Source organism: Streptomyces chlorus (genome assembly GCF_042655885.1).
In the GTDB taxonomy this organism is placed as follows: domain Bacteria; phylum Actinomycetota; class Actinomycetes; order Streptomycetales; family Streptomycetaceae; genus Streptomyces; species Streptomyces chlorus.
Genome location: NZ_JBHSOA010000100.1, coordinates 57,380 through 72,751, shown reverse-complemented (window position 1 = coordinate 72,751; position 15,372 = coordinate 57,380). Strand labels below are relative to the sequence as shown.

Genomic DNA, 15,372 nt, shown 5'->3' with positions numbered 1-15,372 from the left:
TCCGGGGCCTCGGTGCGAGCGGGCGGGCGTGCGGATCTGCGGGCGTGCGGGGTACGGGTGGTCAGATCACGTACGTCACGCCGGGCGCCGCCAGTTCCACCGGCCCGTCGTAGACCGCGCGCGCGTCGGCGAGGTTGACCTGCGGGTCGGTCCACGGGGCGATGTGGGTGAGGACCAGCCTGCGGGCACGGGCGCGGGCCGCCGACTCACCCGCCTCGCGGCCGTTGAGGTGCAGGTCGGGGATGTTCTCCTTGCCGGCGGTGAAGGCGGCCTCGCACAGGAACAGGTCGGTGTCGTGGGCGAGTTCGTCGAGCACCGTGCTCACCCCGGTGTCGCCGGAGTACGTCAGCGACTTCCCTCCGTGCTCGAGACGGATGGCGTACGCCTCCACCGGGTGCGCGACGCGTTCGGTGTGCACGACGAACGGGCCGAGCTCGAAGGTGGACGGCTTGACCGTGTGGAAGTCGAAGACCTCGCTCATGGAGGAGGCCGAGGGGGTGTCGGCGTAGGCCGTGGTCAGCCGGTGCTCCGTGCCCTCCGGTCCGTAGACCGGGATCGGGTCGCAGCGGCCTCCGTCATGCCGGTAGTAGCGCACCACGAAGTACGCGCACATGTCGATGCAGTGGTCGGCGTGCAGATGGCTGAGGAAGATCGCGTCCAGGTCGTAGAGACCGCAGTGGCGCTGCAACTCGCCCAGGGCGCCGTTGCCCATGTCGAGGAGCAGCCGGAAGCCGTCGGCCTCGACGAGGTAGCTCGAACAGGCCGATTCCACGGACGGGAACGACCCCGAGCAGCCGACGACGGTGAGCTTCATGAAGCAGAAACCTCCGCTGGCGGGGGAGTGAAAACGGGGGTCGTGCGGTTCGTCGAGCGTAAGGCGCAAAACCTTTGGTCGCTCCTCTGCCAGGGGCTGTTGTGGGGGAACTCACCTGTGCTGTCACTGGTTCGGCTGGAAGCGGTTCACGTGGGGCGTGCGAGAGGGCGCGCGGCTGCGGCCCGCGCCGGTACGGTCGGGTCATGAACACGTCGTGGTGGCTCGCACTCGTCGCGGTGGTCCTGCTCGCGCTGGTCGCCGCGCTCGTCGACGGATGGGGCCGGGGGCACCGGCCCCGCGTCCGGAGTGCGCCGGCCGGAGCGGGGACCGGTACGGACGAGGGGGGTGGCCGGCCCCGGCCCGCGGAGATCTGGTGGGCGGACGTGCCCTACGAGGAGGTGCCGCGGGCGGGGAACGGGGTGCCGGGGGGCGACGGGGCGTCGAAGGACCGGCCGTGCCTGGTGCTGGCGGTGCGCGGGGAGCGGGCGACCGTCGCGAAGATCACGACACGCTTCCGGGAGGAACGCGCCGGGGTGATCCCGCTGCCGCCGGGATCCGTCGGGGACGCCCGGGGCCGGGCGAGTTTCCTGGAGACGGACGAGCTGCGCGAGGTCCCGGTACGGGAGTTCCGGCGCAGGGTGGGGGTCGTCGACCCGGCGGTGTGGGACCGGGTCCGGTATCTGGCTCGGTGACCACTGTGCGGCGGGACGGCGAAGGGGCCGGAGTGGATCTCCGGCCCCTTCGTACTGCCCTTGTTCGTGTGCGTCCTGCCCTCGTGGGTCACGCCCAGAGCTGGCCCTGGAGCGTTTCGATGGCTTCCTCCGTCGTGGCGGCGGTGTAGACACCGGTCGACAGGTACTTCCAGCCGCCGTCGGCGACGACGAAGACGACATCGGCGCTCTCCCCCGCCTGGAGCGCCTTCTTCGCGACACCGATCGCGGCGTGCAGGGCGGCTCCGGTGGAGACACCGGCGAAGATGCCTTCCTGCTGGAGGAGTTCACGGGTCCGGGTGACGGCGTCGGCGGAGCCGACCGAGAACCGGGTGGTGAGGACGGAGGCGTCGTACAGCTCGGGCACGAAGCCCTCGTCGAGGTTGCGCAGGCCGTAGACGAGGTCGTCGTAGCGGGGTTCGGCGGCGACGATCTTCACGTCGGGCTTGTGCTCGCGCAGGTAGCGGCCGACGCCCATGAGGGTGCCGGTGGTGCCGAGGCCGGCCACGAAGTGCGTGATCGAGGGCAGGTCGGTGAGGATCTCCGGGCCGGTGGTGGCGTAGTGGGCGCCCGCGTTGTCCGGGTTGCCGTACTGGTAGAGCATCACCCAGTCCGGGTGCTCGGCGCCGATCTCCTTGGCGACCCGCACGGCGGTGTTGGAGCCGCCGGCGGCCGGGGAGGAGATGATCTCCGCGCCCCACATGGACAGCAGCTCCCGGCGTTCCCGCGAGGTGTTCTCGGGCATCACGCACACCATGCGGTAGCCCTTGAGCTTGGCTGCCATGGCCAGGGAGATGCCGGTGTTGCCGGACGTCGGCTCCAGGATGGTGCAGCCCGGGGTCAGCCGTCCGTCCTTCTCCGCCTGTTCGATCATGAACAGGGCCGGACGGTCCTTGATCGAGCCGGTCGGGTTGCGGTCCTCGAGCTTCGCCCAGATACGGACGTCGGCGGACGGCGAGAGCCGCGGCAGGCGCACCAGCGGGGTGTTGCCGACCGCGGCCAGGGGGGAGTCGTAGCGCATTCGGATCAGGCCGCACCGCCGGCCACGGCCGGCAGGATCGTGACGCTGTCGCCGTCGGTCAGCTTGGTGTTGATGCCGTCGAGGAAGCGGACGTCCTCGTCGTTGAGGTACACGTTGACGAAGCGGCGCAGCTGGTTGCCCTTGGTGTCGTCGATGAGGCGGGCCTGGATGCCCGTGTGCCGGGTCTCGAGGTCGGCGAAGAGCTCGGTGAGGGTGTTTCCGGTACCCTCCACCGCCTTCTGGCCGTCGGTGTACTGGCGGAGGATGGTGGGGATCCGGACCTCGATGGCCATGGCGTGGGGCTCCTGTCGGTGTTGTCGTCTGGTCGGTGGGCGCGCGGCGGCGCGGGTGGTGCGTGGGTGTGCGTACGTGGTGGAGCCGCCGGGGCTCACAGGCCGTACGGCGGGAGGCTCGGTGTCAACAGATGGCGCTGGCGAGTCTGCACAGGTCGACGTGCAGCCGCGCCACGAGCAGCTTGCCCGGCGTCCTGTCGCTCACGTCATGGAGAACCATGGGCTCATCGTATCGATTCCCGATGGCCGGATCCGAGTGTGGTCTCACACTTCGGAAGGTGGCCGATCGTTATGTGGGAAGGGGCAGGTCAGGGCCCCGGCCGGTGCTGCTCGAGCGGGCGTCGGGTGGGGGTCGGGAGCGCGTCAGTACGCCTCGACGACCTTGATCTCCTCCTCGGTGACCTCGCCGTCCACGATCCGGAACGAGCGGAACTGGAAGTCGCCGAGGCCGTCGGTGTCGGCGGTGGAGACCAGGACGTAGTGGGCGCCGGGCTCGCTCGCGAGGGCGATGTCGGTGCGGGAGGGGTGTGCCTCGGTCGCGGTGTGCGAGTGGTAGACGATCACCGGCTCCTCGTCGTTGTCGTCCATCTCGCGGTACAGCTTGAGCAGGTCCTTCGAGTCGAACTCGTAGAACGTGGGTGAGCGGGCCGCGTTCAGCATGGGGATGAAACGCTCGGGGCGGCCGGAGCCCGCCGGGCCCGCCACCACGCCGCATGCCTCGTCGGGGTGGTCCTCGCGCGCGTGGGCGACGATCCGGTCGTACAGGGCCTGGGTAATGGTCAGCATGAGGCTCAGGATAAGCAGACGGGCCGTCCCGTACCGAGGGGTGAGACGGGGCGGCCCGGATGCCGGACGTCGGGGCACCTTGACCGGCGGTCGTGCGGGAGTGCCACGAGTACTCCCGCACGACGGGTACGGCCACACGGCAGAACCCCACGGCCGGTGCTCCCGCACGGCCGGTAGGGGCTAGCCGCCGATTTTCTCGAACTTCGGCTCGCGGCCCTCGGTGATCCGCGGATCGCGGTTCTTGAGGGCCACCCAGCCGATCCCCAGGACGAAGGCCCAGCCGGCCATCACGTAGAGGCAGATCCTGGCCTCCGCGTCGATCGCGATGAGGGAGGTGACGAAGAGCAGGAACACGATGGCGATGTAGGAGCACACCGAGCCGCCGGGCGCCGGGAAGGAGGAGGCGGGCAGTCGGCCCGCGACCACCTGGCGGCGGTAGAGGATGTGGCTGATCAGGATCATCAGCCAGGTCCAGATGCCGGCCGCCGTGGCGATGGAGGTGACGTAGCCGAATGCCTTCTCCGGGACGACGTAGTTCAGGACGACGCCGATGCCCATGAAGACCACCGAGGTGGCGATGCCGAGCGCCGGGGTCTTGCTGGAGGACAGCCGCTGGTAGATCCGCGGGGCCTCGCCGTTTTCCGCGAGGGTGCGCAGCATGCGGCCCGTGGAGTACATCCCGGAGTTGCAGGAGGACAGGGCGGCGGTCAGCACGACGAAGTTGACGATGGCGGCGCCGGCCGGAATGCCGATCTGGGCGAAGGCCTCGACGAAGGGGCTGACTCCCGGCGCGAACTCGGTCCACTTGACCACGCACAGGATGACGGTGAGGGCACCGACGTAGAACAGGGCGATGCGCCAGGGCAGGGTGTTGATCGCCTTGGGGAGGGTCTTCTCCGGGTTCTTGGACTCGCCGGCCGTGACGCCGACGATTTCGATGGCGAGGTAGGCGAACATGACGCCCTGGAGGGTCATCAGGGACGACCCGATGCCCTTGGGGAAGAAGCCGTCGAAGGCCCAGAGGTTGGACACCGCGGCGGTGTCCCCGGCGGCGCTGAAGCCGAAGGTGAGCACGCCCAGCCCGATCACGATCATGCCGATGATGGCGGTGACCTTGATCATCGAGAACCAGAACTCGATCTCGCCGAACATCTTCACCGAGATGAGGTTGGCCCCGAAGAGGACGAGCAGGAAGACCAGGGCGGTGGCCCACTGCGGGATCTGTGGGAACCAGTAGTTGATGTAGATCGCGGCGGCCGTGAGTTCGGCCATACCGATGACGATCCACATCAGCCAGTACGTCCAGCCGGTGAAGTAGCCGAAGAACGGGCCGAGGAACTCCCGTGAGTACTCGGCGAAGGAGCCCGAGACCGGGCGGTAGAGCAGGAGCTCGCCGAGCGCCCGCATGATGAAGAAGATGATCACGCCGGCGAGGGCGTACATCACGATCAGGCTGGGTCCGGCCTTGGCGATGTTCGCCCCGGCTCCCAGGAAGAGGCCGACGCCGATGGCGCCGCCGATCGCGATCATCTGGACTTGACGGCCGTTGAGACCGCGCTCATACCCCTCGTCGGACACGGACTCCGTGTCGACCTGCGGTGAGGCCATGTGGTACGCGCCTTTCTCCACCCCGATCCGGGCCGCTGATGGGCCCCGGATCGAGTCTCGATCCCCCCGGACTGATGGAGCTGAGCGTGTCCGCTCGCGCCTGGCCGGCGGTTGCCGGCTCGGTGGCGCACCCGGCGGGCGTATCGATGGTGTTCGCCGGGTGGTCGTGCAGATCTATCACGACCGCAACACTGATCAGCAGCGATTCGTGGCGCACATCACAGGAGGAAGCGGGCAAACGTCACCCGAAAAACGTATAGGCGGCGGAAGCCTTGACAGGATCGCCACACGGGCTTGAGTGTCCTCTGAGCGAACACGTCGGCGGACTTTTCCGAACATTTCGGTCAGATGTACGGCATGGGCGGCGCCCTGCGCCGAGAGCGCGGCGCCGTACCGGCGGGCGTGACACGGCGCTGTCGGCCACGTGGTTCCGCGAGCCGCACGGTGCGGCCCGGCAGTGCCGTAAGCCGCGCGGCCTACGGCATCAGTGTCGAGACGAGGGTTTCCTGGAGGCCGCCGAGCCACAGGTACGCCATCACCATGGGCTTGCGCGGATCCTCGTCCGGGAGGTGGAAGAGGAGGTCGGTGTCGTCCTCGTCGTCGATCTGCAGCCGGGACCCGATCGCCAGGCGCAGGTCGTTCAGCGCGCCGAGCCACTGCCGGGACTCCTCGGCGGAGAGTTCGAGCACCGCCCCTCCCCCGCCGGCCGCGGTGAGTTCGTCCAGGGAGCGGATCACCGCGAGGGCGTTCTCGCGCTTGCCGGCCCGCAGGTCGTTCTCGGTGAAGCGGCGGAACTCCGCGGAGTGCGCCCGCTGTTCCTCGGTGTCCTTGACCGAGGCGGGCTCCTCGGGGTCGCCGTAGGCGTCCGGGAAGAGCCGGCGCAGCACGGGGTCGGCGGGCGGTTCGCTCGGGCCCTCGGCGAAGAGTTCGGCGAGCGGGTCGCCGGAGGCCTCCGCGGCCGGGCCGGGGCCGATCAGCTCCATGAGCTGCACGGCGAGGGACCGGATGATGGAGATCTCGACGTCGTCGAGGGCGACGGCCGCGCCGCCGCCGGGGAGCGGTTCGAAGTGTCCTGACATGGAGGCGATTCGCTACTTCCGGTCCTGCGGGCGGGGTCGGGTCACGGGCGGGCTGCTTCTCGGTCCTGCCGGCGGGCTACTTCCGGTCCTGCTGGAGGGTGGCCCACAGGCCGTAGCCGTGCATGGCCTGGACGTCGCGTTCCATTTCCTCGCGGGTGCCGCTGGAGACGACGGCCCGGCCCTTGTGGTGGACGTCGAGCATGAGCTTGGTGGCCTTGTCCTTGGAGTAGCCGAAGTACGCCTGGAAGACGTACGTCACATAGCTCATGAGGTTGACCGGGTCGTTGTGGACGAGGGTGATCCAGGGGACGTCGGGCTCGGGCACGGCGAAAGCCTCTTCCGCCGACTCGGTGCGTTCGATCTCCAGGGGTGCGGGTGACGTCACACTGCCCATGCTGCCACCGGAAGGGGCCTGGAGCACAAACCGGCCCTCGCGGGCCCTGCGGAACGGGGCACGGAAACTGAAATCGTCAGAACGACGAAAAGGGGGTAGCATCCTTCATATGAACACAGCTGACCTCGGGCTGCCGGTGACTGTTCCGTCGACGGCACTCTTCACCGACCACTACGAGCTGACGATGCTGCAGGCCGCCCTGAGCGGTGGCACGGCCGAACGGCGCAGCGTGTTCGAGGTCTTCACCCGGCGCCTGCCCGACGGCCGCCGCTACGGCGTGGTGGCCGGCACCGGGCGGGTCCTGGACGCGGTGGAGAACTTCCGTTTCGACGGCCCCGTCCTCGACTTCCTGCGCGAGAAGAACGTCGTCGACGGGCGGACCCTCGACTGGCTGGCCGGCTACCGCTTCTCCGGGGACATCTGGGGCTACCCGGAGGGCGAGGTGTACTTCCCGGGCTCGCCGATCATGCGGGTCGAGGGCAGCTTCGCGGAGTGCGTGCTGCTGGAGACGGTGATCCTGTCGATCCTCAACCACGACTCGGCGATCGCCGCGGCGGCCTCCCGGATGTCCTCCGCCGCCGGAGACCGGCCGCTGATCGAGATGGGCGCCCGGCGCACCCACGAACTGGCCGCGGTGGCCGCCTCCCGGGCCGCCTACGTGGGCGGCTTCGCCTCCACCTCCGACCTGGCGGCCGGGTTCCGCTACAACATCCCGACCGTGGGCACCTCCGCCCACGCCTTCACCCTGGTGCACGACAGCGAGCGGGACGCCTTCCGCGCGCAGGTGGACTCCCTCGGCGCCGGTACGACGCTTCTCGTGGACACCTACGACGTGACCGAGGCGGTCCGTACGGCCGTCGAGCTCGCCGGCCCGTCTCTGGGCTCGGTCCGGATCGACTCCGGCGACCTGCTGCTGGTCGCGCACCGGGTGCGGCAGCAGCTGGACGAGCTGGGCGCCACCGGCACGAAGATCACCGTGACGTCGGACCTCGACGAGTACGCCATCGCCTCGCTGGCCGCCGCGCCGGTGGACTCGTACGGCGTCGGCACCCAGCTGGTGACCGGCTCCGGGCACCCGACGGCCTCCATGGTCTACAAGCTGGTCGCCCGCGCCGAGTCCGCCGACGCCGGGGCGCCGCTGGTGCCCGTGGCGAAACGGTCCATCGGCGGCAAGACCTCCATCGGCGGCCGCAAGTGGGCCGCGCGACGGCTGGACGAGCACGGTGTCGCCGAGACCGAGGTGATCGGCACCGGGCAGGTGCCCGAGGAGCTGGTCGACCGGCAGCTGCTGGTGGAGCTGGTCAAGGGCGGCGAGGTGACCGCGACCGCGCGCGAGCCGCTGGACCGGCTCCGCGAACGGCACGCCGCGGCCCGCGCCGGCCTGCCGCTGTCCGCGACCCAGCTGTCCCGCGGGGAACCCGTCATTCCGACGGAGTACCTGCACCTGGGCTCGGGTAGCTAACGGCTGTCCCGCGAACCCCCGTCCACGATCCCCCTGTCCCCGTCTCCCGTCTCCCGTCTCCCGTCTCCCGTCTCCCGTCTCCCGTCTCCCGTCCACGATCCCCTGCCCACTGCCCACGATCCTCATTGACCGACCCCCAGCCGAAGGAATCCGACCATGCGCCGCGCCTTGATCGTCGTTGACGTGCAGAACGACTTCTGCGAGGGGGGCAGCCTCGCCGTGTCCGGCGGTGCGGATGTGGCCGCCGCCATCACCGAGCTGATCGCACGGGTGCCCGCCGGGTACCAGCACGTGGTGGCCACCCGCGACCACCACATCGCCCCCGGCGACCACTTCGCCGACAATCCCGACTTCGTCCGCTCCTGGCCCGCGCACTGCGTCGCCGGGACGGAGGGCGTCGGCTTCCACCCGAACTTCGCCCCCGCGGTCACCTCCGGCGCGGTCGACGCCGTCTTCGACAAGGGGGCGTACTCGGCGGCGTACAGCGGCTTCGAGGGGGCCGAGGAGAACGGCGTGGCGCTGGCCGACTGGCTGCGCGCCCGCGAGATCGACGAGGTGGACGTGGTGGGCATCGCCACCGACCACTGTGTCCGGGCGACCGCCCTGGACGCCGCCCGCGAGGGCTTCCGCACCCAGGTCCTGCTGGACCTCACCGCGGGGGTGGCCGCCCAGACCACCGAGCGGGCGCTCGACGAGCTGCGCGGGGCGGGTGTGGAGCTCTCGGGGAAGCCGGTCGTGCATTGAACCCTCCCCCGGCTCAAGCAGGGGGATTCCTGGCTCAGGAATCCCCCCAGGCCAGTGGCTTGCGGGGTCCTGCTCCCTCAACACCAGCCGGGGCGGAACCTGCCCGGTTCGTTGAGCGAAGCTCGGGTGTGCCGTCCTGGTTCTCGATCGACACGATGTACGCGCTTGGTTCTCGCAACGCACGGCAGGCGCTTCACCCGATCACGTGACACGGGACCGCCGGGGCCCCGCAAGGTCAGGCGGGGGCCGCGGGGCGCCTGAGCAGCGCCCTGATCGGATGCCACAGTTCCACGGCCAGCTCGGGGCCGGTCAGGACACCACTGTCGGGTGCTGTGCGCCATATGAGGCCGTCGGGGTGGTGCAGCACCGCGGTGATCTCGTCGGGACTCGGCGGAGCCGCGTTGCCTCGCAGGTAGACGGCCCGCAGGCCCAGGTTGCGCAGCCTCGTCAGGGCGCGCGCCCTGTTGCCCGCATGCACGAGGAAGCGCACCGAGCCGGTGCCGGCGGCGGCCGGGCTGGGCAGGTTCAGTGCCACCACCACGGTGCCGTTCGGCAGCTTGCTGAAGCCTCCTGCGGCCATGGAATTCATACCCCCGTCGGGCCAGGTGTCAATAAGAGCGTCACAGGACGCACCTAAACACGGATCGGCGGCAACCCGCCAGTGGGGTTGCCGCCGAACACGTTTTGACCTGGTAAGACGCGGTTTACTTCGTTGCGCGGCTTACTTCGAGGTGGATCGTCGAGCCGTCCTTGGCCTCATTGACGATCTTGATCTTCGTGTTGGTGTCAGTGATCTTGACGCCGCCGCCCGGGTTCGCCTTGTCGTAGTAGGTGTGGGTGCGGTCGTTGAAGACCGGCACGCCCTCCGAGGAGCGGATCTTGGTCGCGACGCCGCTCTTGTGCAGCGTGATGCCGTCCGTGCGGAAGGTGCTGAAGGTCGAGTCGTACGTCTGGATGCGGTTGCGCATCAGCGTGCCGTCGGACCACTTCAGCGCGGTCGGGTGCGAGTCGACCGGCAGGACCAGGCCCGCGCCCGGGTGCCGGCTGGTGTTGTTGTCCGCCTGCGAGGTGTCCCACTTCCAGATCAACAGGCCGTTCTGGTACGGGAAGTGCTCCACCCAGTCCGGACGGCTGTTCGCGAAGCCGAAGTTGTACGGGCCGACCTTCAGGGTCTTGTCGTACGACACGTACTGACGGTTCTCGGCGATGTAGTACTGCGCGTAGTCGTTGGTGAACGACGCGCCGATGCGGGAGAAGCCGTTCGCCGTCCAGGCGGCGTCAGCGGTCTCGGCGTTGTCCGTGAACAGCGCGGTGCCGTCCGCGGTGACCGAGATCCGGTCGGCCGCGAAGCCCTTCATCGCCAGGCCGCCGTCGGTCTGGTAGCGAAAGCGCAGGTCGATCTGCCGGCCGGCGTAGGCGTCCAGCGGGTAGGCCAGCGGCTTGTAGCCGTCGACCGTGCCGTGCAGGGCCGGCTTGTCGCTGCCGTCGCGCGGGATCGGCCGGCCGTCCACCGTGCCGTCCAGGGCGGTCCAGTTGGCGCCGCCGTCGGTCGAGACCTCGGCGTAGAGGAAGTCGTAGTTGGCCTCGATCTCGTACCAGCCGTCGAGCGTCAGCTCGGCCGTCGAGGCGCCGGTGAGGTCCACGGAACGGGTCAGCGTGTTCCGCAGGTCGTCACCGCTGCCGCTCCACCACTGGGTCTCGCCCTCCGCGGGGACCACGACCTCGGTGGTGACCGCCCTCTTGGGCAGTTCGACCACGAGGGCCTGCTCGTCCTTGGTGTTGTACTCGGCGTAGCCCAGCTTGTGCTTGGACTTCGTCGCGGCCTTGGCCGTGTCGTAGTCCAGCCAGCCCAGCTGGAGCTTGTCCCAGGCCGTCATGTCGCCGGGCAGGTCACCGATCTCGTCCTCGCCCTTGCCGAGCCAGGAACCGGAGGACATCAGGGTCCAGAAGCCGGTGGAGTTCTCGCCGCCCGCGGTGTCGTAGTGGTCCGGCAGGCCGAGGTCGTGGCCGTACTCGTGGGCGTAGACGCCGAGTCCGCCGTTCTCCGGCTGGATGGTGTAGTCGCCGACCCAGATGCCGGTGTCGCCGATGGGCGCGCCGCCGAGCTTGTTCCGGTCGGGGCCGGTGGCACCGGCGTCGGTGCCGAAGGCGTACCAGCGGTGGGCCCAGATCGCGTCCTCGCCCTGGGCGCCGCCGCCGGCGGACTCGTCCTCACCGGCGTGCACGATCTGGAAGTGATCGATGTAGCCGTCGGGCTCGTTGAAGTCGCCGTCGCCGTCGAAGTCGTAGCGGTCCCACTGGTCGTACTCGGCGAGCTTGGCCTTGATCTCGGCGTCGGTCTTGCCGGCCGCCTTCTGCTGCTCGGCCCAGGCGCTGACACCGTCCTGCACCGCGTACCAGGCGCAGTTGTCGGGGACACACTCGTTGGAGCCGTAACGGGCCTCGTTGTAAGGGACCTTCACCCAGTCGGAGACCTCGCCCTCGACCGAGTAACGGCCCGAGGACTGCTTCTCGAAGTACGTCTTGACCGACTCGACACCCTTGCCGGTGCCGAAGTACATGTCCTCGAAGTGCTTCTGGTCGTAGTCCGCCTGCCACGCGGTGGAGTTGTCCTTGCTGCGGTCCGGCTCGGCGATCTCGTTGTGCAGCGGGCCGGGGGTGCCACCGTAGCGGCTGTCGATCTCGTCGCCGAACTCGACCAGGATCGTGAAGATCTTGTCGGTCTTCTCGCGGCCGAGCTCGACGTACTTGCCCTTGCCCTTGCCCTTGCCCTTGTCCTTGCCTTTGAGCTCGACGACCTTCGAACCGCCCCGGTCCTTGACCGAGGACTCGCCGGATATGACCTGCTGCAGGGCCTCCTGGCGCTGGGCGTCCTGCGTCTTGGAGAGCGGGCCATCGAGGTCGTGCTCGACGTGGTTGTGCTCCGCCGGGTCCTGTCGGTCCACACCGGCCGGCCGGTTGGCCCCGTCGGCCGTGTCGGCCTGGGCCACGGTGAACGCAGAGCAGGTGGCGGTGACCGCCGCGAGTGCCACGCCTGTCGCGGCCGCTCTGAACGTCCAGTGTCTACTGGTCACTTGAGATCCCCTCTGGCGTGCGTGTGCGCGAAGGCGGGGTCCGGGTGACGGATGGTCGCGCACACGTGATCAACGCGTGTAGTCAAGTGACCACATTTGACTAGAGGTTCAGCAGAAAAAACAGACCTTGACTTGAACAGTTCAACTGCATTACCCGGAGGCGGGGTTCGCTTTACGGACACAGAGGGACTGTTTACGGACATGGGATGTCCGTTTCGCCGTCGAGATGACTCCGTGCGCCCCCTGTGCACCAGTCCTGCCGGTTAGGTCATGCTTACTGTGCGTTCCGCTCGGGCACGCTCGCGGTGAGAGTCGCTTGGCGGCACACCATCGAGCCGGTGGAATGCCAGGCCGACAGCCCCCGACTCACGAGGACACGATGGCCATGCCCCGTCCGACTGTCGCTCAGCTCGCCTACGGTTCATGCACCGTGGTCTTCTCCACCTTCACCCTGCTGCTGTTGTCACAGACGAGTTCGGGCGTGGGCATCGCGCTCGTTGTCGTCGCGGCGCTCACTCTCGGGCTGCTGGTGGCCATGACGGTGCCTCAGTCGAAACCCCTCCCCGCCCCGGTGCTGCGGTCCCTGCCGCAGGCGCCGGTCCGGGCGACCCTCCCGTCACCGGCGACCCTGCCGGCGCGCGAAGCCGTACGGGAGCGGGCGGTTTCCTGATACCGGTCGGCCGCGGGTGTCCGTCACCGGGGGCCCGTCGGCCGGTCCCGCGTCACTGGGTGCTGACCACGACCGTCTTGGCGGCCTTGTCGTGCAGGCCCTGCTTGTAGGGCTTGTCGAAGAAGCTCCAGCCGCCCGCGATCACGGTCCACACACAGGCGCAGCAGAACGCGAACGGAATCCACAGCACGGCGGCGCGGAGCAGTGACGTCTGCACGGAGGGCGTCGAGCCGGTGGACAGGTCGGCCACCCGCAGCTTCAGCCACTTCTTGCCGAGGGTCTGCCCGGAGCGGGACATCAGGATGGTGTCGTAGGCGATGTAGAGGACCGCGGCGACGAGGGACTGGGTGAAGGACTTGCCCACGTTGACCTCGTCGCCGTTCACGTTGTACTCGCTCACGCCGAACGGCCAGGTGAGCAGCCAGACGACAAGGCCCACCAGGATCATGTCGATGAGCCGGGCCAGGGTGCGCCTGCCGCTGTCGGCGAGGGGCGGCATCCCGGCGAGGGGGTCGCCGGGGCCAGGCCCGTACGGGCTGCCACCGCTTCCCTCGTACGGACCGCCGCCGCCACCGCCGTAGGGGTCGCCGCCCCCGCTCCCGTGCGGACCGCCGCCGTAAGGGCCGCCGCCTTGCTGCGGCGGGGGCTGGCCGCCGGGTGGGGGGTTCTTCTTGAACGGGTCGTCGTCCGGCGGCTGCTGACCGGAGCCGGGGGGCGGTTCGGTACTCATGGCCCGAGTCGACCGCGAACCCCCCGGTCGCGCATCCGGCGAGCCGCCGTCCGGAGTACCGGCACCGCGGCCCGCCCGCGCAGCCGGTCCGAAGGGGTGATTCCCCGTCTGTTCCCCGTGTGGTTCCCCGTGGTTCCGGCCGGGTCAGCCCGCCACGAACGTGTGCGCGGCCTTGTCGTGCCAGCACTGCCGCCACGGCTTGTCGAACAGGCACCACAGGACGCCCACCACACCGACGACGAGCAGTCCGGGGATGCTGTAGACCAGCCAGCGGCGCAGGGCCACTGCGAATCCTGGCACGTCGTGCCCCTCGATGTCCCGCACCTCGAGCCCCAGCAGCTTCTTGCCCAGGGTGCGGCCCCACTTGGCGGTGGGCAGCACCTCGCAGAGGACACCGCCGAGGAGGAGAACGGCGAGGACGACGCCCAGGTACACCGACGTGGTGCCGTCGAGCAGCCATACCGTGACGGTCTCGCCGGACAGCTTGGCCGCGTCGATCTTCTCGTTGACGTGGTCCGCCGCCGCGATGCCCAGCGGTACGGCGGCCAGGGCGGTGACGCCGCCGAGGACGACGGTGTCCAGCAGTCGCGCGATCAGCCGCTTGCCGAGCCCCGCGGGACGGGCCGAGGCCTGACGCCTGGCGGCGGCCTGGAAGATGTCCTCGACCGGCGGCTTCCACGGCGCGACCGGCGCCTCCTCCCCGTCCGCGAGCCGGTGCACCTGCTGCGCCCAGGACGACTGACCGCCACCGTGACCGCCCGTCAGCGGCCGGGAGGCGGAAGCGGGGGCGGGGGCGGGGGCGGGGGCGGGCATGGGGGCGGGGGCGGGCATGGGCTCCGGTGCGGCGGGCTGGGGCGGGACGACCGGGGCCGCGGCCGAACTCCCGCTCCCTGCCTGGCCAGAGGCGGTACGCGCGGCACGATCGGCGGCGGCCTTCCCCGCCCCGAACCCGGGACGCCCGGACGATGCGGAACCGGAGGAGGCCGCGCCGGAACCCTGGCGCGGGCCGACGGCGCGGAAGGTCATGGTGCCCTCGTCCGCGATCGCACTGTCCGAGGCCACGGCGGGTGCGGGGGCCGCGGGGGCCGCGGAGGACTCAGAGACTCCGGTGGAACCGCTGTCCGCGCTCGGTGGCTTGGCCGTCGGCGGGCGGAACACGAACGTGCTGCCCGCGGGCGCCGCACCGGCATCCGCACCGCCCGTACCCGTGCCCGTGGACTCGCCGCCCGCCGGACCGGACGCGTGCGCCACTCTCGGGTCCGCTCCCCAGGAGACCCGGCGGTCCTGGTCGCCGCCGAAGCCGGACTGGTGGGAGCGGTCGGCACCCCATGCCGAGGCGGGCTCGGGCCGGCTGCCGTGCTGCGAGTCGGCCGGCGAGGGAGACGGGGAGAAGGGAGAGGACGGGGACGGGTACTGGTACTGGGACTGGGAAGGGGAAGGGGACGGGGACGGGGACGGGGACGGGGAAGAAGACGAGGGTGACGGTCGGGCTCCGTCGACCGGGTCCTCGTCGAAGAAGTACGGGCCGGTCTCCTCGACGGTGGGCACCGCCGGGGCGGAACCGGAGGAGCCGGAACCGGAGGATGCCGTGCCGAAGGACGCGGCACCGGCGGACGCCGACGGCGCGAGTGGCGCACCGCCGTCCTCCGGCGCCGGACGGCTGGTGCCCGGTACCCAGGCGGCACCGTTCCAGTACCGGACATATCCGGGGATGGACGGGTCCGGGTAAAAGCCTTCGCGCGGCGTGTCGTCGCCGGGGGCCGGGGTAGGGGCGCTCATGTCCGTCGTCCCGTATCTGCTCGCGGGTGGGTCGGGGGGACCACATTTATCAGACGGGCGCAAGGATCAGGGCCCGTCCGGCCGGACGCCCCCCTTTCGGGCACCGATGTGGTACCGCGAAAAAACTTTCGCGAACCCGCGTAATGCTCCCGGACCTTCCCTCTCTCTCCTGTGACGACCCCTTGCTGGCCCCTGTACGAGAGTTCAC

Annotated in this window: 16 protein-coding genes; 4 read left to right on the top strand and 12 right to left on the bottom strand. The window is 69.9% G+C overall.

What is annotated here, in order from left to right:
• Positions 1 to 61: 61 nt before the first annotated feature.
• Entirely contained in the window at positions 62 to 814 is a 753-nt protein-coding gene (locus tag ACFPZI_RS32685) for an MBL fold metallo-hydrolase (RefSeq protein ID WP_381370795.1), read from the bottom strand.
• A 203-nt stretch (positions 815 to 1,017) separates the two neighbouring features.
• On the opposite strand from ACFPZI_RS32685, the gene ACFPZI_RS32680 reads away from it, so the two are divergent.
• On the top strand, positions 1,018 to 1,506 hold the full coding sequence (locus ACFPZI_RS32680; RefSeq protein ID WP_381370794.1) for a type II toxin-antitoxin system PemK/MazF family toxin: 489 nt from the start codon (positions 1,018 to 1,020) through the stop codon (positions 1,504 to 1,506).
• An 88-nt stretch (positions 1,507 to 1,594) separates the two neighbouring features.
• Here ACFPZI_RS32680 and ACFPZI_RS32675 read toward each other — a convergent pair whose 3' ends face one another.
• From ACFPZI_RS32675 to clpS, 7 genes are all read right to left on the bottom strand, one after another.
• On the bottom strand, positions 1,595 to 2,545 hold the full coding sequence (locus ACFPZI_RS32675; protein WP_381370793.1) for a PLP-dependent cysteine synthase family protein: 951 nt from the start codon (positions 2,543 to 2,545) through the stop codon (positions 1,595 to 1,597).
• 5 nt (positions 2,546 to 2,550) lie between these two features.
• Positions 2,551 to 2,838, bottom strand: coding sequence for a MoaD/ThiS family protein (locus ACFPZI_RS32670; RefSeq protein WP_381370792.1), 288 nt, complete (start codon positions 2,836 to 2,838; stop codon positions 2,551 to 2,553).
• A gap of 124 nt (positions 2,839 to 2,962) precedes the next feature.
• Positions 2,963 to 3,058: a putative leader peptide gene (locus ACFPZI_RS32665; protein ID WP_324618299.1), complete on the bottom strand. Its 96-nt coding sequence runs from the start codon at positions 3,056 to 3,058 to the stop codon at positions 2,963 to 2,965.
• 143 nt (positions 3,059 to 3,201) lie between these two features.
• Positions 3,202 to 3,624: a M67 family metallopeptidase gene (locus ACFPZI_RS32660; RefSeq protein ID WP_381370791.1), complete on the bottom strand. Its 423-nt coding sequence runs from the start codon at positions 3,622 to 3,624 to the stop codon at positions 3,202 to 3,204.
• Between the two features lie 180 nt (positions 3,625 to 3,804).
• The gene (locus tag ACFPZI_RS32655; protein ID WP_381370790.1) at positions 3,805 to 5,232 is read right to left on the bottom strand and encodes an amino acid permease; all 1,428 of its coding nucleotides are present in this window, start codon (positions 5,230 to 5,232) and stop codon (positions 3,805 to 3,807) included.
• A 476-nt stretch (positions 5,233 to 5,708) separates the two neighbouring features.
• The gene (locus tag ACFPZI_RS32650; RefSeq protein WP_381370789.1) at positions 5,709 to 6,311 is read right to left on the bottom strand and encodes a DUF2017 domain-containing protein; all 603 of its coding nucleotides are present in this window, start codon (positions 6,309 to 6,311) and stop codon (positions 5,709 to 5,711) included.
• A 76-nt stretch (positions 6,312 to 6,387) separates the two neighbouring features.
• On the bottom strand, positions 6,388 to 6,705 hold the full coding sequence (gene clpS / locus ACFPZI_RS32645; protein WP_381370788.1) for an ATP-dependent Clp protease adapter ClpS: 318 nt from the start codon (positions 6,703 to 6,705) through the stop codon (positions 6,388 to 6,390).
• Between the two features lie 109 nt (positions 6,706 to 6,814).
• Between clpS and ACFPZI_RS32640 the strand changes: the two genes are divergently transcribed.
• Together ACFPZI_RS32640 and ACFPZI_RS32635 are read left to right on the top strand one after the other, a co-directional pair.
• Positions 6,815 to 8,167 carry a nicotinate phosphoribosyltransferase gene (locus ACFPZI_RS32640; protein ID WP_381370787.1) on the top strand — a complete coding sequence of 451 codons (1,353 nt, stop codon included), beginning with the start codon at positions 6,815 to 6,817 and terminating at the stop codon, positions 8,165 to 8,167.
• Between the two features lie 156 nt (positions 8,168 to 8,323).
• Positions 8,324 to 8,911, top strand: coding sequence for a nicotinamidase (locus ACFPZI_RS32635; protein WP_381370786.1), 588 nt, complete (start codon positions 8,324 to 8,326; stop codon positions 8,909 to 8,911).
• Positions 8,912 to 9,146: 235 nt separating this feature from the next.
• Here ACFPZI_RS32635 and ACFPZI_RS32630 read toward each other — a convergent pair whose 3' ends face one another.
• Together ACFPZI_RS32630 and ACFPZI_RS32625 are read right to left on the bottom strand one after the other, a co-directional pair.
• Entirely contained in the window at positions 9,147 to 9,491 is a 345-nt protein-coding gene (locus ACFPZI_RS32630; protein ID WP_381370785.1) for a hypothetical protein, read from the bottom strand.
• A 124-nt stretch (positions 9,492 to 9,615) separates the two neighbouring features.
• Positions 9,616 to 11,985 carry an immune inhibitor A domain-containing protein gene (locus tag ACFPZI_RS32625; RefSeq protein ID WP_381370784.1) on the bottom strand — a complete coding sequence of 790 codons (2,370 nt, stop codon included), beginning with the start codon at positions 11,983 to 11,985 and terminating at the stop codon, positions 9,616 to 9,618.
• Between the two features lie 379 nt (positions 11,986 to 12,364).
• On the opposite strand from ACFPZI_RS32625, the gene ACFPZI_RS32620 reads away from it, so the two are divergent.
• Positions 12,365 to 12,655, top strand: a complete 291-nt coding sequence (locus ACFPZI_RS32620) for a hypothetical protein (protein ID WP_381370783.1) — start codon at positions 12,365 to 12,367, stop codon at positions 12,653 to 12,655.
• 52 nt (positions 12,656 to 12,707) lie between these two features.
• Here ACFPZI_RS32620 and ACFPZI_RS32615 read toward each other — a convergent pair whose 3' ends face one another.
• Both ACFPZI_RS32615 and ACFPZI_RS32610 read right to left on the bottom strand, forming a co-directional pair.
• Positions 12,708 to 13,385, bottom strand: a complete 678-nt coding sequence (locus tag ACFPZI_RS32615; protein WP_381370782.1) for an RDD family protein — start codon at positions 13,383 to 13,385, stop codon at positions 12,708 to 12,710.
• Positions 13,386 to 13,529: 144 nt separating this feature from the next.
• Positions 13,530 to 15,164 (bottom strand): RDD family protein, encoded by a 1,635-nt coding sequence (locus ACFPZI_RS32610; RefSeq protein WP_381370781.1) that lies wholly within the window; start codon positions 15,162 to 15,164, stop codon positions 13,530 to 13,532.
• Positions 15,165 to 15,372 lie beyond the last annotated feature (208 nt).